This window comes from Streptomyces achromogenes, assembly GCF_030816715.1.
Lineage (GTDB): Bacteria > Actinomycetota > Actinomycetes > Streptomycetales > Streptomycetaceae > Streptomyces > Streptomyces achromogenes_A.
This window is the reverse complement of the sequence record NZ_JAUSYH010000001.1, coordinates 4,608,383-4,627,299: the sequence shown is the minus strand read 5'-3', so window position 1 is coordinate 4,627,299 and position 18,917 is coordinate 4,608,383. Positions and strand designations below refer to the sequence as shown.

At 75.0% G+C, this 18,917-nt stretch carries 14 protein-coding genes and 1 pseudogene; 7 read left to right on the top strand and 8 right to left on the bottom strand.

What is annotated here, in order from left to right; translation table 11 throughout:
* Positions 1–34 precede the first annotated feature (34 nt).
* Positions 35–1,681, bottom strand: coding sequence for a glycoside hydrolase family 13 protein (locus QF032_RS20775; RefSeq protein ID WP_307044661.1), 1,647 nt, complete (start codon positions 1,679–1,681; stop codon positions 35–37).
* A gap of 373 nt (positions 1,682–2,054) precedes the next feature.
* Between QF032_RS20775 and QF032_RS20770 the strand changes: the two genes are divergently transcribed.
* Positions 2,055–2,996, top strand: coding sequence for an LAETG motif-containing sortase-dependent surface protein (locus QF032_RS20770; RefSeq protein WP_307044658.1), 942 nt, complete (start codon positions 2,055–2,057; stop codon positions 2,994–2,996).
* A 128-nt stretch (positions 2,997–3,124) separates the two neighbouring features.
* On the opposite strand, the gene QF032_RS20765 is transcribed toward QF032_RS20770, so the two are convergent.
* Both QF032_RS20765 and thrS read right to left on the bottom strand, forming a co-directional pair.
* On the bottom strand, positions 3,125–4,087 hold the full coding sequence (locus tag QF032_RS20765; RefSeq protein ID WP_307050206.1) for a nucleoside hydrolase: 963 nt from the start codon (positions 4,085–4,087) through the stop codon (positions 3,125–3,127).
* Positions 4,088–4,208: 121 nt separating this feature from the next.
* A complete protein-coding gene (thrS, locus tag QF032_RS20760; RefSeq protein ID WP_307057009.1) occupies positions 4,209–5,582 on the bottom strand; it encodes a threonine--tRNA ligase in 1,374 nt (457 codons plus the stop codon).
* A 355-nt stretch (positions 5,583–5,937) separates the two neighbouring features.
* On the opposite strand from thrS, the gene QF032_RS20755 reads away from it, so the two are divergent.
* Positions 5,938–6,771, top strand: coding sequence for a hypothetical protein (locus QF032_RS20755; protein ID WP_307057007.1), 834 nt, complete (start codon positions 5,938–5,940; stop codon positions 6,769–6,771).
* Between the two features lie 133 nt (positions 6,772–6,904).
* Here QF032_RS20755 and QF032_RS20750 read toward each other — a convergent pair whose 3' ends face one another.
* The 3 genes and pseudogenes from QF032_RS20750 to QF032_RS40900 all read right to left on the bottom strand — a co-directional run.
* Positions 6,905–7,249 carry an ANTAR domain-containing protein gene (locus QF032_RS20750; protein ID WP_307057005.1) on the bottom strand — a complete coding sequence of 115 codons (345 nt, stop codon included), beginning with the start codon at positions 7,247–7,249 and terminating at the stop codon, positions 6,905–6,907.
* Positions 7,224–7,631 (bottom strand): hypothetical protein, encoded by a 408-nt coding sequence (locus QF032_RS20745; protein WP_307057003.1) that lies wholly within the window; start codon positions 7,629–7,631, stop codon positions 7,224–7,226. Before QF032_RS20745 ends, QF032_RS20750 begins: the two co-directional genes overlap by 26 nt.
* 1,486 nt (positions 7,632–9,117) lie before the next feature.
* Positions 9,118–9,738: pseudogene (locus tag QF032_RS40900) on the bottom strand (hypothetical protein); the annotation flags it as partial.
* Positions 9,739–10,027: 289 nt separating this feature from the next.
* Here QF032_RS40900 and QF032_RS20735 point away from each other — a divergent pair.
* Complete coding sequence (locus QF032_RS20735; protein WP_307044649.1) at positions 10,028–10,474, top strand: hypothetical protein; 447 nt, start codon at positions 10,028–10,030, stop codon at positions 10,472–10,474.
* A gap of 80 nt (positions 10,475–10,554) precedes the next feature.
* On the opposite strand, the gene QF032_RS20730 is transcribed toward QF032_RS20735, so the two are convergent.
* Complete coding sequence (locus tag QF032_RS20730) at positions 10,555–11,088, bottom strand: SH3 domain-containing protein (RefSeq protein ID WP_307044646.1); 534 nt, start codon at positions 11,086–11,088, stop codon at positions 10,555–10,557.
* A gap of 133 nt (positions 11,089–11,221) precedes the next feature.
* On the opposite strand from QF032_RS20730, the gene QF032_RS20725 reads away from it, so the two are divergent.
* On the top strand, positions 11,222–12,142 hold the full coding sequence (locus QF032_RS20725; RefSeq protein ID WP_307057001.1) for a hypothetical protein: 921 nt from the start codon (positions 11,222–11,224) through the stop codon (positions 12,140–12,142).
* Positions 12,143–12,291: 149 nt separating this feature from the next.
* On the opposite strand, the gene QF032_RS20720 is transcribed toward QF032_RS20725, so the two are convergent.
* Positions 12,292–13,635: an aminotransferase-like domain-containing protein gene (locus QF032_RS20720; protein ID WP_307044642.1), complete on the bottom strand. Its 1,344-nt coding sequence runs from the start codon at positions 13,633–13,635 to the stop codon at positions 12,292–12,294.
* Between the two features lie 95 nt (positions 13,636–13,730).
* Between QF032_RS20720 and QF032_RS20715 the strand changes: the two genes are divergently transcribed.
* From QF032_RS20715 to QF032_RS20705, 3 genes are all read left to right on the top strand, one after another.
* Positions 13,731–14,513 carry an alpha/beta fold hydrolase gene (locus QF032_RS20715; RefSeq protein WP_307056999.1) on the top strand — a complete coding sequence of 261 codons (783 nt, stop codon included), beginning with the start codon at positions 13,731–13,733 and terminating at the stop codon, positions 14,511–14,513.
* A 141-nt stretch (positions 14,514–14,654) separates the two neighbouring features.
* Complete coding sequence (locus QF032_RS20710) at positions 14,655–16,613, top strand: FUSC family protein (protein ID WP_307056997.1); 1,959 nt, start codon at positions 14,655–14,657, stop codon at positions 16,611–16,613.
* Positions 16,614–16,810: 197 nt separating this feature from the next.
* On the top strand, positions 16,811–18,739 hold the full coding sequence (locus QF032_RS20705) for a VWA domain-containing protein (protein WP_307056995.1): 1,929 nt from the start codon (positions 16,811–16,813) through the stop codon (positions 18,737–18,739).
* Positions 18,740–18,917 lie beyond the last annotated feature (178 nt).

Here is an 18,917-nt window from a genome sequence, read left to right as displayed (position 1 = left end):
CGTCGCCGGGCAGCCGGGGCTTCTGAAAGACGCCCTAGGCAAGCCAGACCGTCGTGTCCGGGCCCAGCCGGCCGTCGCCGGACAGGGGCGTGCTGCTCAGCAGCACCTCCCCCGGCGGCAGCGGCACGGGCGCGTCCGACAGGTTGGCCACGCAACGCCAGCCGTCGCGGCGGGTGAAGGACAGCACGCCCGGCGGGGTCTCCCGCGCCCAGCCGAGCTCTTCGCCCTCCAGCAGCTTGCGGCGCAGGCGCAGCGCCGTGCGGTAGAGCTCCAGAGTGGAGCCCGCCACGCCGTCCTGCGCCTCCACCGAGTGATGCGCGAAGGACGGCGGCTGCGGCAGCCACGCGCCGGACGCGCCGAAGCCGTACGACGGACCCGTCGTCGTCCACGGCAACGGCACCCGGCAGCCGTCGCGCCCCTTGCGGGCCCGGCCGGTCTGCTCCCACACCGGGTCCTGGAGGACCTCCGTGGGCAGGTCGGCCACCTCGGGCAGGCCCAGCTCCTCCCCCTGGTAGAGATACGACGATCCGGGCAGCGCCAGCATCAGCAGCGTCGCCGCCCGGGCCCGGCGCAGCCCTGCCCGCTCGTCGACGCGTGGGGAGCGGCCGCCGGACAGCAGCCAGGCGTCGTGGTCCGTGCCCGGCGCGAGCATGAGGCGGGAGGCGTGGCGCACGACGTCGTGGTTGGACAGCACCCAGGTGGCCGAGGCGCCGACGGCCCGGGCGGCGGCGAGCGAGTCCATGACGACCGCGCGGATCTCCTCCGCGTCCCAGCCGGCCTGCAGGTACTCGAAGTTGAACGCCTGGTCGAGTTCGTCCGGACGGGCGTACAGGGCACGGCGGTCGCCCGGGACCCACGCCTCGGCGACGGCCGTGCGCGGCGGGGTGTACGCGTCGAGGACACGACGCCAGTCGCGGTAGATCTCGTGGACCTCGTCGCGATCGAAGAAGGGGTGGGTGCCCGGAGCCAGCCGGGCGAGGCCGGCGTCGCCGCTGAGCTCGGGCGCGCCCAGGTCGCGCAGGGGCTCGGCGAGGTCCTTGGCGAGGGCGTGGGCCACGTCGACGCGGAAGCCGTCGACGCCCCGGTCCGACCAGAAGCGCAGCGTGGTGCGGAAGTCCTCGCGGACCTCCTCGCGGTCCCAGTTCAGGTCGGGCTGCTCACGGGCGAAGAGGTGGAGGTACCACTGGCCGTCGGGGACGCGCTGCCACGCGCTGCCGCCGAACACGGACTGCCAGTCGGTGGGCGGCAGTTCGCCGCCCGGGCCGCGGCCGTCGCGGAACACGTAGCGGTCGCGGGCGGGGGCGCCGGGGCCGGCGGCCAGGGCCTCCCGGAACCAGGGGTGCCGGTGGGAGGTGTGGTTCGGCACGAGGTCGACGATCACCTTCAGGCCGAGCCGGTGGGCCTCGGCGACGAGGGCGTCGAAGTCGGCCAGGGAGCCCAGGCGCGGGTCGACGTCCCGGTGGTCGGCGACGTCGTAGCCGCCGTCGGCGAGCTCGGACGGATAGAACGGGGAGAGCCAGAGGGCGTCCACGCCGAGGGCGGCGAGATGGGGGAGCCGGCCGGTGACGCCCCGCAGGTCCCCGAGGCCGTCCCCGTCGGCGTCGGCGAAGCTGCGCGGATAGACCTGGTAGACGACGGCCTGACGCCACCAGTCGGGGCGGTGGGGGGAGAAATCGGTCATGCACGCAGTCTGTCCACTGTGCCCGAAAAGTGAACGTCGGACTCTTCGGAACAGATCATTCCGTACATGGGGAACATGTGGCGGAAACTTGAACTCCCCAAGGTTTGACGCAGGTTGACAGGCATCCGGCATGCACACGACGATGGACACACGCTGTGGCCTCTGTGACACGTGTGGCCTTCGTGGCAGCCGTGACCGATGAGCCCGGCAATCCTCTCCGCCGCTCTTCTCCGCTGTCCTTTCTCTCCGCTGTTGTTCTTCTGCTCCGCTGCTCTTCTGCTCTGCCGCTCCGCTGCTCTTCTGACGCCTCGGGCTGATGCCGTCTTCTGATCCGACCGGTCAGCCCCGGCGACTCGCCAAGAACGGGATCCCTATGTCCATAGCGAGAACTGTCACCGTGCGCCGCCTGCTGGGGGCGGGCGCCGTTTCGCTCACCCTGTGCGCCGCCTCCGTCGCCGCCGCCTCCATCGCCTTCGCGGACACCGGGACTCCCGGCGGCGACGGCTGGAAGTCCGGCGGCCACTACCGGCCGGGGACGGGCGCGGGCACCGAGACCCAGACCGACCGCTGCCAGTTCTCGCTCGACGGAACGCACTTCTTCGACTCGGTGCGCGTCGACGACCAGAACCTCAAGCCGACCGAGGACGGCAAGATCCACGTCAAGGTCCGCGCCGCCGGCGACGCGACGACGTGCACCGCCTCCCTGGCCTCCTACCTCGCCCACGGCTCCAGCTTCGGTACCTCCGGTGAGCAGGTCTTCGTCGACTTCGACACCGTGACGGTGAAGCCCGGCCAGACCGAGAGCCTCGACATCGCCGTGCCCGACGCGGGCTGTTTCGCCCAGATCGACCTCTACCGGGGCGCGGTCAAGTTCGACGGCAAGCTCGACGCGAAGGACGGCCTCGTCCACGGCGACCTGCCCAAGGGGCCGAACCGTCCCGTCATCAAGGACAAGCTGATCGCGGCCTGGAACGGCGGCACGAAGGACTGCACGGTCACGGAGCAGCCGCCGGTCACCCCGCCGACCACGCCGTCGGGCAGTGCGTCCGGCACCCCGTCCGGCACGCCGTCGACCCCGTCCGGGAGCGACTCCACGCCGCCGTCCGCGTCGCCCTCCGACAGCGGTTCGCCGACCCCGTCCGCCTCCGAGTCGACCACCGCGCCCGCCCCCACGCCCAACGGCGGCGGCGGCGACCTCGCGGAGACCGGCGCGAGCAGCGACACGCCCCTGATCGCGGGCGGCGCGGCTGCGCTGCTGGCGGGCGGCGCGGCGATCGTCGTCGCCACGCGGCGCCGCAAGGCCACGCGCGCCTGACGCGGAGGCCGGCGCGGGCCTGGCGTCGACGTCGGTGAAAACCCGGCGCCGGTGTCGGCCCGCGCCGGGTGACGGGACGGCCGTACCGGGTGACCGGACGGCCGTCGCGCTGTTCCTGGACGCTGTTCCTAGACGCCCTCCACCGCGGTCAGCCACAGCTTCACGTACCGCTCCACGTCCACGTCCAACGCCACATCCACGAGGGTCTGTTCGCGTACGCCCTCATGGATCTCGGACTCGCCGGGGCGCGGCCTGCGGTCGACGACCGTCTGGCCTCGGGCCGGGCCGGGGGCGAGGGAGACCTCGACCGGGAGGAGCTCGGTGGTCAGGCCCGCCGGGTCGGCCACCGCGCAGAGCGCGCCCGCGTCGCCCAGGCCCCCGGTGGGCGTGGGGTCGCCGGAGCTCGCCGGGTCACGGTGCGCGAGCAGCGCGCCCGCGAGCTTCAGACGCGGCTCCGTGCTCGCCCGCAGCCGCGCCACGTCCGCCGCCGGGACCAGGACCCGCTGGAAGACGTCCAGGCCGTACATCGTGATCGGCACGCCCGCGGTCAGCAGGACCGCCGCGGCCTCCGGGTCGTGCCACACGTTGAACTCCGCGACCGGCGTGGCGTTCCCCGTGGTCACCGCACCGCCCATGAAAACGATCCGCTCGATGTTGCGGGTCACCTCCGGGTGGGTGCGCAGCAGCAGGGCGATGTTCGTCAGCGGCGCGGTGGGGACGAGGGTGACCGGGCGCGGGGAGGCCAGGATCTCCCGGCGCAGCAGGGTCACCGCGTCCACGTCGACCGGACGGCGGGTGGGGACGGGCAGGCCCAGGTCGCCCATGCCGTCCTGGCCGTGCACGTGCGACGCCGTGCGGACGGGCTCGATCAGCGGCCGCTCGGCGCCCCGGGCGACCGGGATGTCCCTCGCGCCCGCGTGCTCCAGCACGGTCAGCGTGTTGCGGACCACCCCGTCCACGTCGGTGTTCCCGGCCACACAGGTCACCGCCCGCAGGTCCAGGCCGGGATGGCGTACCGCGAACAGCAGGGCGAGGGCGTCGTCGACGCCGGTGTCGCAGTCGATGATCACGGGAATGGGCTGCTCGGACAGTTCACTCGCCTCGTTCGCCTTGTTCGCCTCGGTCGCCTTGTTCGCCTCGGTCGCCTTGTTCGGCTCGGTCACCAGGGACTCCTTCCGCGCCACGGTCGTCCACGACCCTATGCGGGCGCGCTCACTCCCACAGGGCGGTACCGCGCGCCGCCGCCCGCTCGGCGATCCGCCCGACCAGGTCGCCGACGGTCAGCTCACCGGGCCGGCGGCCGTCGCGCAGCCGCAGGGCGGCCCGCTCCGCGCGGGCCTCCCGCTCCCCGATCACCGCCTGGTACGGCGCGAGCCGCGCCGCCCGCACCCGCGCGCCGAGGCTGCCCTGCTCCGGACCCGCGAGCTCCGCCCGCAACCCGGCGGCCGACGCCCGGCCCACCAGCTCCGCCGCCGCCTCCCGCTGCGCCTCCGACACCGGCAGCACGACCAGCTGCACCGGTGCCAGCCAGACCGGGAACGCCCCGCCGTGCTCCTCGATCAGGTGGGCGACAACCCGCTCCACACTGCCGACGACGCTGCGGTGCACCATCACCGGGCGGTGCTTCGCCCCGTCGGCGCCGACGTAGTGCAGGTCGAAGCGTGCGGGTTGGTGGAAGTCGATCTGCACGGTGGAGAGGGTCGCCTCGCGTCCGGCGCGGTCGGTGATCTGCACGTCGATCTTCGGGCCGTAGAAGGCGGCCTCGCCCTCCGCCTCCTCGTAGGCGACGCCGGCGCCGTCCAGGACCTCCCTGAGCAGCGCGGTGGCCCGCCGCCACAGCTCCGGGTCGGCCACGTACTTGCCGCCCTCGCCGGGCAGCGAGAGCCGGTGACGGGAGGCGCGGACGCCCAGGTCGGCGTAGGCGCGGGCGATCAGGCCGAGCGCCGCGCGGGCCTCGTCGACCGCCTGCTCCAGGGTGCAGAACACGTGCGCGTCGTTGAGCTGGATGGCCCGCACGCGGGTCAGGCCGCCCAGCACCCCGGACGGCTCGGAACGGTACATCCCGCCCAACTCGGCGATACGCAGGGGCAGTTCACGGTAGCTACGGGAGCGCGAGCGGTAGATGAGCGCATGGTGCGGACAGAGGCTGGGCCGTAGGACGACCTCCTCGGCGCCCAGTTCCATCGGCGGGAACATGTCCTCGCTGTAGTGCGCCCAGTGGCCGGAGATCTCGTACAGCTCGCGTTTGCCGAGGACCGGCGAGTACACGTGCCGGTAGCCGGCGGCCCGTTCGGTCTCCCGGACGTACTCCTCCAGGGTGTGCCGGACGATCGCCCCGTCCGGCAGCCAGTACGGCAGGCCGGCGCCGATCAGGGGGTCGGTGTCGAACAGGCCGAGCGCGCGGCCGAGACGGCGGTGGTCCCGCTCCTGACCCGAGTCGGGGCACGCGCCGTCCCCTTCCGGTCCGTGACCGGGGTCGAGGCGGTGGCCCGGGGCGGGGCGGTGGCCGGGGGCGGGGTGGTGGCCGGGGGCGGGGTGGTGGCCGGAGGCGGGGTGGTGGCCGGAGGCGGGGTGGTGGTCGTTCACGGGGGGCTCCCTCGCTCGGGGCGGGGCGAGGAACCGGGGACGCAGAAGCCCCGGGGCGCTCACCCCGGGGCTTCGGACATCCAGTCGTGGATCAGCGCGCCGGGACGGTCTCCGGCGTCGTCGTGAGGGACGACTGGGCGCGCTTCATGCCGACCACGCTAACAACGGCGGATCACGGCACGCCACCCTTTTCCCGCGGCCGCCCACCCGCCCGCACCAACGCCGGTAACCCGTACGGACCGCCGCGCTGGTCACCCCGCCGCACCGGTGCTGACGTGGGAGAAAGCACCCCGGTTCGCCGACGCGGACGCCGTCGCCGGCCCGGCGCCCGCGCCCACCCCTGGAGGCACCCCCGATGACCCGCCGTCCTCTCCTGGCCTCCACGCTCCTCCTCACCGCCGTCACCGCCCTCACCTCGGGCTGCGCCACCCTCGGCCTGGAGCATCCGCCGACCGCCGCTCCGGCCACCCCCACCGTGGAGCGGTCGTCGGCGAAGCCGTCCGCGCCGGCCGCCTCGAAGGGACTGACCAAGGCTCAGGCGCAGGCCGCCCTCATCACCGAGCGGGACCTCGGCGCGCCCTGGACCCCGACCCGCGGCGCCGCGACCTGGCGGGACGGGATGCTGAAGGCGACGGCCTCGCCCGCCGACTGCCAGCGGCTCCTCGACGACCTCTACGCCGACGAGCTGCTCGGCGGACCGGCCCGCGCGGTCGTCGCACTCGACGATCCGGACTCCGGCGCCCAGCTCCGCTACCAGCTCACCGCCAGCCGCCCGGCAGACGTGGACCGCAGCCTGGCCCGGCTGAGGACGCTGCCGCAGACATGCGCCCGGTTCACCGCCAAGGCGGCCGGCGACGCCGTGCTGGACGTGCAGGTCTCCGAGCTGCCCCTGCCGGAGGTGGGCGACGTGCGGCAGGGCCTGCGGGTCACGCTGACGCGCTGGGCGGGCGCAGCCGACAACGCAGCCGAGAACGCAGGCGAGAACGCCGGGGAGAACGCCGGGGAGAACCTCGGCGGCAACCCGACGATCCTCACCCTGGACGTCGCCGCCGTACGGGCCGGCGAGGACGCCTTCACCCTCACCAACGGCGGTCTCGACGACGCCCCCAACGCCGCGACCCAGGCGGCCGTGCAGCTGGGCGTGCGCCGGCTGGAGGACGTCAGGAAGCAGGGGCAGGTACAGATCTGAGCAGGCCGAGAGCAGACGGAGAACAAGCGGGCGGAGAGCAGGCGGGAAGGCAGGCGGGGAGAGAGGCTGCGGTCAGGCGGAGAGCAAGCGGGGGCAGACTGGACGCCGGGGGCGCTTCGGGGCGGTCACCCGCTCAGAAGTCCGGGTCGTCGTCGAACCGTGTGCGGTGCTCGACGACGTCGTGCGCGAGTTCCAGCACCGTGCGGTCCCCCGCGAAGGCGTGCCCCCGCAGGAGCGCCAGCGCCTCGTCCGCGGCGACGCCGAGTTGGGCCATCAGCATGCCGACGGCCTGGTACACCTCGCCGTGGTCGGTGGCCAGCGGGCTGAGCCAGAGGCCGGCGCCGTCCGGGCCGGCCTGATCGTCCCGGGGCAGCGCCAGCAGCGCCGCCGTCACGACGTCGGCCACCACCCGCGCGGTGCGCACCTCCTCGACGGCGAGCTCACCGGGAACGTCACGGTAGAGGTCGAGCGTGCCCACGCACACCGCGCGGTCGCCCAGCGGCAGCGCGTACACCGACCGGACCCCGGCGGCCGCCGCCCTGCTGCGCGAACACCGGCCAGCGGCCGGCGTCCCGGCTCGAGGTCAGGTCGGGGGCGACGACCACGGCGCCCGTCTCGGCGGCCTCCAGACCCGGCCCGTCCCCCAGGGTGACCTCCATCTCCAGCACGTACGCCGCGCTCTCCCCGCTCGCTCCCAGCGGCACCGGCATCCCCTCGCCGCGCAGCGACACGCTCGCGCCGCTCACCGGCAGCAGCTTCAGCACGGCGTCGCACAGCCGCTGCGGCACGTCCTGGGCGACGGCGTCGCCCGTCTCCCGGGCGACGACGCCGACGATCCGGTCCCATTCCTGGTCGCTCACGCCGTCACCTCCGTCCGCCGGGCCGCCCGCCCGGCCGCCCGGCGTGTGCTCCGCCCGCCGAGTACCCCGGGCACACGGCGAAAACCGGAGCCGCGGGGGTGGGCCGGCGGGGGAGGTGAGAGGTGGCGGGGCGGGGTGCGCATGAGCGGGGCGGTACGCGTCGGGCGCCGCCTTCACCCGCCCCGCCCGCCCCTCCGCGCCCTGTGCGAGAGCCCCTGCGGCGGCACTCCTGACCGTCGCGGCCCTGGTCACCGCCGCCAACGCGGGCCCGGCCGCCACCACCGACACGGCTCCGCCCCCGTCGACGGCCCAGCAGTACACGGCCGACCACCGCTGACACCGGGGCCGGGCGAGAACCGGTTCACCCCGGGGACGTCTGCAGCTGCCGCAACTGCCGCTGGACATGGTCCAGCGCACCCTCGCGCCGGCCCGGCACCCGGGCCCGCAACTCCGCGATAGCCCGCCCCAGCGCCCGGGCCCGCGCCACGTCGGGGATCCGCCCCCACTGGTGGTGCGCCCGGTCGGCCGCCGCCTCCACGGCGGGCGCGTCGACCGGCTGCCCGGCGTCCAGCCGGGCGAAGGCGACCGTCATCCAGGTACGGCAGCTGCGCTCGGCGTCCCCCGCGAACATCGCCAGGTCCGCCCGCACCTCGGCCCAGTGCAACGCCTCCTCGGACCCGGGCCCGTACGACGCGGCAGCGGCCTGCTCCAGCCCCGCGGCGAGAACGTCTGCGTCGGCGTGCCGTCCGGACCGGACGGCGGTGGAGATGGCGGCGTGCGGATCGAGGTCGCGCCTCTCCCGCCCACCCCTGGGCTCCCCCTCCCCGCCGGACGCCGGGGAGGGGATCCGGGGGCGGAGGGTCGAGGAGGTCGCGGGGGTCGCGTGCCCGACATGCGCGACGGGGGCGGGGGCAATGGCAGAGGCGGGGGCGGGGGATACGGCCGGCGGCGCAGGGGCGACGGCAGGCACCGCGGGCGCGGGCGGCCCGGCGTAGGCCGAGCGGGCGGGTGCGGGCACGCCGGAGGCGGAGACAGCGGGACCAGCCGGGTCGGCGGGCGTGCCGGACGCGGAAGCGGAAACGTCGGGCACCGGGTGTGCCGCCGGTCCGGCCGAGGCATTGGCCACAGCCGAGTCGGCGGGCGTGCCGGAGACGGCTGGCGCGGCAGAACCGACGGGCGTGCCGGAGACGGCCGGCGCGGCAGAACCGACGGGCAGACCCGGAGCGCCCGGACCCACCGGAACGGCGGGCGCGGCGGGCGCGCCGGAGCCGGCGGTTATGACGGAAGCGACCGGGGCGACCGGAACGGCGGAACCGGCCGGTACGCGGGGCCCGACGGGGACAGCGGCGCCTGTGGGGAACCCGGAGGCCGACGGCACGACGAAGGACGTGGGCCGGGCCCCGCCCTCCGGGGCAACCGGGGCAACGGGGCCCCCCGGGAAGGCCGGGGTGACCGGGAAGACCGGGGTGACCGGGGAGGCCGAGCCGGAGAGCACCAGGTCGCCGACCTCACCGTCCCCGGCGATCCGGGTCAGCGCCGCCTGGTGCAGCCGCTCGACGGCCGGACGGCCCCCGCTGCGCAGTATCGTCGCGACCGCCTTCATGTACGTCGGCGCGGCGACCTCCCGCCGGCCCGGCGGCGGCGCGATCCGCCCGTAGACGGCGGTGGCGGGCCCGCAGTCCAGCGGGTTGGCGCGCAGCCACTGCCAGGTCTCCGGGTCCGCGCGCAGATCGAGCACGGCCGTCGTGGACCCGGCCGCCCGCAGCCGCAGCTCCTCCCGGAACCAGTGCCAGGGGAACCCGGTGTAACGCACCGTGGAGGGCGTCGTCCGGGCGAGCGCCAGGTGCGGCAGTCGCTGCCGCCGGTCGAGCTGCAGCTGCCCCGCGACGAACAGGGTCAGCGGGCCGGGCGCGGCCGCGGCGGCCCGCAGCCGGGTGAGCACGGCCTGCGGCTCCAGCGGATCGGCGAGCTCGACGACGTTCGCGGTGTCGGCGCCGGCCAGCACGGGAGGCGGCACGGCCGCCAGCACGGGGAGCACGGAGGCGGCGTCGACCAGACACCCCTTGCCCCTGGGCGAGGCCGCGAGCAGCAGCACGGTTCCGGGCATGGTCCCCTCCCGCATGTCCCCTCCCCTGTCGATCACGTACCTCAGCACCGTAACCGCTGCTGCTGCGAAGGGGAGCCTCAGGACTGCAAACCTCCCCTTACGGGGCCTTCGTCGCCCGCCGCGGACCGGCAGGCCCGGCCCGGCACGAGGGATGACGCAGGGGCCGACACGGGGCCCGGGGCAGTGGCCCGGCACACGGCCCGTCGCACGCACTTCGTGCATCCGACTTGCCACCCCTCCCGCCCAGGTGTGCCCTGGAAGGCAGGGGCGAGGAGAGAGGAGTCCTCTCATGGCTCATGCGGCACCCGCGTCAGGCGTACGGACCCGGTCGGCACCGACCCGTACACCCGACGTCTTCAGCGAACGGACCCACCGGGCCGCGGAGTGGACGACAGCCGTGGGACTGGGCCTCGTCTACGGCTACTGGGTCGCGGCCAACAACCGCGCCGGAGGCCCCATCACCGGCTGGAACCTCCTGCTCGGCTTCGTGAGCGCGTTCGTGTTCGCGGTGCTCTGGCTGGGCGTGCACGCCGTCGCCCCGCGGCTGCGGCGCGAACTGCACTCCGTGCTGTGGGCGGTGTTCGCCGGCTGCGCCTTCGGCTTCCTGTACAGCGAGACCGGCGCGAGCGTGCTGCGGTCGACCGGCTGGGCGCTGGCGGTCGCGGCGTCCACCTTCGCGGCGCTGTTCTTCCGCTTCTACACGCGTGAGGACGCGGACGGACACCGCATCCGCTAGGACCCAGGAGGGACGGACGCATCCGCGCCCGGGCCCCGGCGGTGTTCCGCCGGGGCCCGGGTCTTCCCTCATCCCTCCACTCACCGGCCGGCCGGTACCCACTCCCAGCCGTCCGACGAGGCTTGTGACGATCCGGAGGCGCTGAAGCTCCAGGTGCCGGAGAAGCTGAACGACCCGGAGCCCGACACGGTGAACGAACTGTCGGTGAACGGGTCGTCCCAGTTCGTCCAGTCGCCGTCCTTCCAGCGCGGGCACGGGTCGGCGCAGTCGGGCACGTGTGCGCGGCCGACGTCCACGAAGGCGGCGCTCGCCCAGCCCTGCGCGCCGTAGAGCCAGTACCAGTCCGGGTCGCCGTTCACGCTCTGGCCCTTGACCCCGCACTGCACCAGGTCATGGCTGCCGGGCGCGAGCGCCGCCACGACCGGCGCGTGGGTCGTGGGTTCCTGTCGCACGTTCAGCTCGGTGCGGGAGACGACGGTGCCCCGGACCGGGTCGTCACCGCCGCCGCTGGTGGGCAGGGCCGGCGCGGCGGTGGCGCCGCTCGCCGCGACGGCGAGGGAGCCGCCGGCGAGCAGGGCCGCGGCCAGGGTCCGCAGGGCCACAGTGGTGCGCATGTCGGGCCTCCTTCTCCCCAGAACCAGGAAACACCCGTTCGGGTGAACCCTCCACCGGAGGGCATGACCCGGACGCCACCCGTTCGGCCGTCATGGGCTCGCGCTCCCCGCCCCGGAGCCATTGCCTGGAGGCGTGTCCCGAAGCCTGCGGACCGCTCTCTCGGCCGCCCTCATCGCCCTGTGCTGCCTGCTGGTGCCGTTCGGCGCACTCGCGGCCTGGGCCGCGTACGGCCTCACCGACACGCGCAGTTACGTCACCACGATGGCGCCGCTCGCCGCCGACCCCGACGTCCGGAACGCCGTCGCCGACACGGTGGGGGAGGGGGTGGCGCGCGAGGCCGGGATGAATGCGCTCTTCCTGCGCGACGCGTTCCGCTCGTTCACCGCGACCCGCGCCTACCGCACCGCGTGGGACGCGGGCAACGAGGCGGCGCACACCGCGGTCATGCGGGCGCTCCGGGACGACCGGGCCGGCCGCGACGGACGTCCCGTCACCGTGGACCTGGCGACCGTCACCACGCCCCTCAAGCAGCAGCTGACGGTGGATCACGTGCCGTTCGCCGCACGCATCCCCATCGAGCACACGCAGGTGGCGCTGCTCCCGTCCGACGACCTGGCCGCACTCCGGAAGGGCTACCACGTGCTCGACGTCGCAGGCTTCTGGCTGCCTCTGGCCGCCGTCGTGTTCGGGGTGGCGGGCATCGCGGTGGCGTCCTGCCGCCGCCGGGCCGTCACCGCGACCGCCCTCGGCACCGCGCTCGGCGGCGCGTTCCTGGGCCTCGCGGTCGCCCTCGGCCGCCGTCTGACCCTCGACGACCTCCCCGACGAGGCTCACCGGCCGGCCGCCGGCGCGGTCTACGACGCCCTCACCACCACCCTGCGCACGGCCTCCTGGCTGCTGCTGGCGCTGGGCCTGACGGTGGCGGCGGCGACCTGGCTCAGCAGCCCCGACTCGCCCCTGGCCCGCCTGCTGCGCCACCGGCGACACCCCGCGGCCCCCGCCGCGCCGCCCGTCCCGGCACCCCCTCCGGAGCCGACACACGTCAGTGCCTGACCACCCGGGGCGTGGCGGGCCCTGCCCCGACCGGAGCCCGACGCATCTCAAGACGCCACGCACGCACGCAAACGCGCCCCGGTGCGACACGGCGCAAGGCGACATGGCGCAAGGCGACACGGCTCGCGGCCGGTCCGGTCCGGTCCGGTTCAGCCCATCCCGCTCGCCGCGGGTCCGGCCGCCGCGACGGCGGCCAGCACCCGCAGCGCCCGTGCGAGTTCCCGCTCCGGGGCCGAGGCGAGTCCGAGCCGGACGGCGTCCGGGGTGCGGTGCGGGTCCACGGCGAAGGCGGCGCCGGGGGTGACGGCGATGCCGTGGGCGGCGGCCGCGGCCGTGAAGGCGTCCGCCCGCCACGGCGCGGGCAGTTCCCACCAGGCGTAGTAGGCGCGCGGATCGGTGCGGACGACGAACCCGTCGAGGTGCTCGGCGAGGATCGCCTGCCGACGTGCGGCATCCGCCCGCTTGTGCTCGACGAGCTGCCGCACCACGCCCTCCTGCGTCCACCGCACGGCCGCCTCCACGGCGAACCGTCCCGCGCTCCACCCGCCGGACCGGACCGCGGCCGCCGCCTCCCGGGTCCGGTGCTCCGGCACGACGAGGAAGCCGACGGCCAGTCCCGGCGCGACCCGTTTGGACAGCCCGTCCACCACGTGGACGAGCCCGGGGGCGTGGACGGCGAGCGGCACGGCGTCCGGGTGCAGAAAGGACCAGATGCGGTCCTCGACGACAGGCAGCCCCAACCCGACTACGAACAGCCCGAGTTCGCGCCGCCGGTCCTCGCCCGTGGTCACGGACGTCGGATTGTGGAGCGTCGGCTGGAGATAGAGCGCCGAGAGGGGAGCCGCGCGGTGGGCGGCGGCGATCGCGTCGGGCCGCACGCCTTCCGCGTCGCCGGCGAGCGGCACGAGCACCACGCCCAGCCGCGCGGCGATCTCCTTGACCAGCGGATACGTCAGCTCCTCCACCCCGACCCGGCCGCCCGGCCGGACCAGCGAGGCGAGCGCGGCGGCGATGGCCTGGCGGGCGTTGCCGGTGAAGAGGAACCGGTCCGGCTCCGGCCGCCAGCCGGGGACGGCGAGCAGCCGGGCGGCGGCCTCGCGGGCGGCCGGCGTGCCGTCGGCGGCGCCCGGACGCAGTGCCTCGGTCAGCACGTCGGGCCGCAACAGCGGCGCGAGAACCGGGGCGAGCAGCTCCGACTGGCCCGGCGCGGAAGGGTAGTTGAGCTCGAGGTTGACGGGTGCGACGGTGGCGGTCTCGACCAGCGCCCGCCCCTGCGCGGCGGGCGGCGCGGCCCGCACGAAGGTGCCCCGCCCCACCTCGCCCACCACCAGCCCACGCCGCACGAGTTCGCCGTACACCCGCCCGGCCGTCGACGGCGCGACGCGGTGCCGTCGGGCGAACCACCGCTGCGGGGGCAGCCGTTGGCCGGGACGCAACCGTCCGGCGGCGATGTCGTCGGCGATGCGGTCGGCGATCGACCGGAAGTCGGCCATCGGAACACGAACCTTCCTCGAGGGGCGCCGGCGTCATTGCACCGAGGGCAAAGATCTTATTGCACCGAGCAGCGATACCGGCCTACCGTCGCCGCATGGCACCCTTCCTCGCATACGAGGACAAAGGAGCGGATACGCCTCAGGCGCTCCCCCTCGTCCTCGTCCACGGCCACCCCTTCGACCGCACCATGTGGGCCCCGCAGATCGAGGCGTTCTCCGCCACCCGCCGGGTGATCGCCCCCGACCTGCGCGGTTACGGCGCGTCCCCGGTCGTCCCCGGCGTCACCCCGCTCTCCCGCTTCGCCGAGGACCTGGAGGAACTGCTCGACGGCCTGAAGGCGGAGGCGTTCGTCCTGGCCGGTCTGTCGATGGGGGGCCAGATCGCGATGGAGTGCTGCGCCCGCTTCGGCGACCGCGTCCGCGGCCTGGTCCTCGCCGACACCTCCCCCGACCCGGAGACCACCGACGGCCGGACGGCGCGCAACGACATGGCGGACCGTCTGCTCGCCGAGGGCATGCGCGGCTACGCCGACGAGGTGCTGGAGAAGATGGTCGCGCCCACCGCGCACCCCGAGGTCAAGGCGCACGTCCACCGCATGATGACGTCCACCGCCCCGGAGGGCGCCGCGGCGGCCCTGCGCGGCCGGGCCGAACGCCCCGACTACCGTCCCCTGCTGACCCGGCTCGCCGTCCCCGCCCTGGTCGTGGTCGGCGAGGACGACGCGTACACCCCGGTGTCCGACGCGGAGGCCATGCACGCCCTGCTCCCGCACTCCACGCTGCACATCGTCCGAAGCGCCGCCCATCTGCCGAACCTGGAACAGCCGACGGATTTCAACAAGGCCCTGGCCCGCTTCCTGACGACGATCGACGCATAGCCTCCGCCGGGACGAGGGGACGAGGGGACGAGGGGAGGAGGGGAGGACGGGACGAGGCCGAGAGGTCCAGGACGAGACGGTCCCGACCGACAGCCGAGACGGACTGTTCACGAACCGAGACAGGGTGCCCATAATGAGCGCATGTCCCGCGAGTTCCCCATCGGCCTCACTCCTCCCGACTGGCTGGTGCGGAACCTCCGGCCGCAGCGGGCGGCCCCCGTCAACCGGCCCGCCGTCGCCCGCGCCGCGCTCGCGATGACCCTGCCGCTGGCGATCGGCCTCGCCGTGGGACAGCCCGCGTACGGCGTGCTCGCCTCCATGGGCGCCCTCTCCGGAGTCATCGGCGACACAGCCGACGCCTACCGCATGCGGATCCTGAACATCGCGATCCCGCAGCTGTTCGGCGCGGTCGGCGTGACCCTGGGATCCGCCGTGTACGGGCTCGGCTGGCCCGCGGTGGCCACCGTCACCGGCGTCGCCCTGGTCTCCGGGATGATCTCGACGATCGGGGCCGTGGCGTCCGTGTCCGGACTGCTGCTCCTGCTCAACTGCGTCGTCGGGGCCGGGCTGCCCATGCCCGGCCCCTGGTGGCTTGCGCCCCTGCTGATGACCGGCGGCGGACTGCTCGTGCTCCTGCTCGCCCTGCTGGCCTGGCCGCTGCGCTCCGGGGTTCCCGAACGCAGCGCGGTCGCCGCCGCCTACCGCGCCGTCGCCGACCTGCTGGCGGCCTGCGGCAGCGACGTCCCCGACGCCTACGAGGACGCGCGGCACACCGTCACCCAGTCGCTGAACCAGTCGTACGACCTCATCCTGGCCCGCCGCACCCGCCACCACGGCCGCAGCCCCGAACTGACCCGGCTGGTCGCCCAGCTGAACGCCGTCACCCCGGTCGTGGAGGCGGCTCCCGCGGCCCATCAGGCCGGCCGCCCGCTTCCCCGGGAGGTCCCCGAGGCGGTGCTGCACCTCGCGCGGGCGGTGGAGACCGGCTTCACCGGCCCGATAGACCTGCGGCTGCCCGCCCCCGACTCGGAGACCTCGCGCGCCGTCGACCACGCCCTGCGGCACGCCGCCGAGGTGGTCGCCGCCCCCGACGTCGAACCCGGCGGCGCCGGCGCGACGGACGACCGGCTCGGCCGTCCGGCGGGGCTGCGGACACGGGCCGCCCGCGCCACCAGGGACGTCGCCCTGTCCGCCGCGTCCTGGCGCTACGGCCTGCGCCTCGCCCTGTGCATCGGGCTGGCCCAGGTCCTCGTCTCCACGGTCCCGGTGGCCCGGTCCTACTGGGTCGCCCTCACCATCACCTTCGTCCTGAAGCCCGACTTCGGTTCGGTGTTCTCCCGGGCGCTGCTGCGGGCACTGGGCACGGTGGCCGGACTGGTGGTCGCGGCGGCCGTGCTCTCCCAGGTGCCGAGGGGATGGTGGGACGTGCCGGTGATGCTCGTGCTCGCCCCGCTCATCCCCGCGCTCACCCCCCGCGGCTACGGCTACCAGACCGCCGCGATCACCCCGGTGATCCTGCTCCTGTCGGACACCCTCAACCACCAGGGCGCCGCCCTCCTGCTGCCCCGCCTCGCGGACTCCCTCATCGGCTGCGGCATCGCGCTCGTCGCCGGCTATCTGCTCTGGCCGGAGAGCTGGCACACCAGGGTCGGCGACAAGCTGGCCGACGCGGTCGCCGACACCGCCCGCTACGCGGACGCGGCCTTCGGACCGGACATCGACCCCGCCGCCCGCGCCCGCATGCGCCGCCGCCTCTACCGCGACCTGTCGGTCGTCCGCACGGAGTTCCAGCGCGCGCTGACCGAGCCGCCGCCGACCGGACGGCGGGCGGCCGCCTGGTGGCCGCTGGTCGTCGCGGTGGAGCGGATCGTGGACGCGACGACCGCGGCCCGGGTCCGCGTGAAGCACGGGGCCGAACCGCCGTCGGGGCAGGAGGTCGCCCAGGTCACGCTGCAACTGGACGAGCTGGCCGAGGGCCTGCGGGACACGGAGGTCCTGTATCCGGTCCGCACCGACCTCACCGGACCGCCGGACAGCGTCCTGCAGCCGCTGCGCCAGGAGATCGCGGCGGCACGGGCCATCGCCTCACCCACCGCGTGACGGCGGGACAGCGGGACAGGGGGACAGGGGGACAGGGGGACGGTGGGACGGTGGGACGGCGGGCTTTCGAGGCGGTGTTGACACACCGGGATTCCGCACACTCACCCCTGCCCAAGATCACCACCAGGGGCCGCTAACCTTACGTGTCCGTCCTGGCCAGGGATTGACGGCTACAACTCATGCGAAGGGTTGCGCAAATGGGCATTCTCACTCTCCTGCGGAATGCATTCGGCAGGTCCCGCAAGGGGCGCACGGCCGAGGCAGAGGGTGCGGAACAGGTTCCTTCGCAGGAACAGACCGCCGCCGCGGAGCCGTCCGCGCCGACGTCGACACCGACGCGGGCGCAGGAACCGACACTCCCCTCCCCCTCTTCCGAGCCCACTCCGACGGCCCAGGTCCCGGAACCCCGCACGGAGTCCCCGAACGAGCACGACCTGGTGGCGGCGGCCTTCGACAACGTCACGGTCCCCAAGCCGACGAGGTCCGAGGAGAACACCGCCACGGAGGCCGCCCCCGAGCCGGAGGCGTCCACCGACACCGAGGCAGAGCCCGAGGCATCCGCCGACACGAAGCCCGGGGCCGGCGGCACGCCCGAGGCGCCTGCCGAGTCCGAAGCCGTGAGTACGCCCGAGGCACCTGCCGAGGCCGCCGACACGACCGGGGCCGAAGCGACCACCGACGCCGAGACCGACACCCCTGCCGACGTGAACGCCGAGGCCGAAGCCCCGGCGGAGCAGACGGCGGAGGCAGAGGCCGAGCCGCAGGCAGAGGCCGAGCCGCAGGCGCAGGCGGACGAAGCCGAGGCCGAGCCGCAGGCGCAGGCGGACGAAGCCGAGGCCGATGCCTCCGCCGAGGAGCCTTCGGCGGACGCCGCCGTGGAGCCCGAGGCCGAGCCGCAGCCCCAGACCCAGACCCAGACCGAGGCGCAGAACACCGCCGCCACCCCGGCCGAGGCGGACGCGTCCGCCGAGGAGCCCGAGGTGGCGACGCCGTCCGCCGCGGACGAGGCCGAGGCCGAGCCGAAGGCCGAGGCCCCGACGGAGAACGCGACCGAGGAAGCCGAGGTGCCGGCGGAGCCGACGTCCGAGGTGCCGGCGGAGCCGACGTCCGAGGTCCCCGCCGAGGCCCCCGCCGAGCCGGAGGCAGTGGCGGACGAACCCGCCGCCGAGGTCCCCGCCGAGGCGGAGCCCGAGGCTGCCGCGGATGCCGAGCGGGCCGAGGCGGAGCCGGCGGCCGAGGTCGCGCCCGTCGAGGAGCCGGCGGCGGACACAGCCCCGGAGAAGCACGCCACCCCGGACAAGGACGCCGCACCGGAGACGGACGCCGAGCCCGCCCCCGAGCCCGCCGCGGCGGCAGCCGCACCCGCCCCCGAGCCTGCGGCCGCCGACGGCGAGGACGCCCCGCAGGAGTCACCCGCACCCGACGACGAGAGCCGCACGGATGGTGCGGGTGGGGACGACGAGGCCGAAGGCGAGGCCGAGGCCGGCGCCGCCGAGGTCCCCGCAACCCTCCGCACCGCGTTCACCGCCGCCGCCAGCGCCCTCGGGAACGTCGGCCTCGCCGACGCCCGCGCCAAGGTCTACCTCGTGCTCGACCGCTCCGCGAGCATGCGCGCGTACTACAAGGACGGTTCCGCCCAGGCGCTCGCCGAGCAGACCCTCGCGCTCGCCGCCCACCTGGACCCGGCGGCGACGGTCCCCGTGGTCTTCTTCTCCACGGAGCTGGACGGCACCGGCGAGCTGACCCTCGCCGACCACGAGAACAGGATCGACGAGCTGCACGCCGGCCTCGGCCGCATGGGCCGTACCAGCTATCACGCGGCCGTGGAGGAGGTCCTCGCCCGCCACGGGAAGGAAGCCCCGGGCACCCCCGCCCTGGTGGTCTTCCAGACGGACGGCGCCCCGGACGCGAAGACCCCGGCGACCCAGTCCCTCACGGACGCCGCGAAGAACCACCCGGCGGTCTTCTTCTCCTTCGTCGCGTTCGGCGAGCACGACAACAAGGCCTTCGACTACCTCCGCAAGCTGAAGACGCCCAACACGTCCTTCTTCCACGCGGGCCCGACCCCGCGCGAGCTGACGGACGCCGAGCTGTACGAGGGCGTCCTGGCCACCTGGCGCCCCTGACCCGCCCGCCCCGCCCGACCGGCCCGCCCGACCAGGGGCCGACCGGGCCGCCGTACCCCCGGCCGCCCGCCTCCCACCCCGTAAAACGGGAGGCGGGCGGCCCACCCGTGTCGGCTACGATTTCAAGTTCACGGCCATAAGACGACCGACCGCCGAAGAACGACCGACTGGGAGCAGC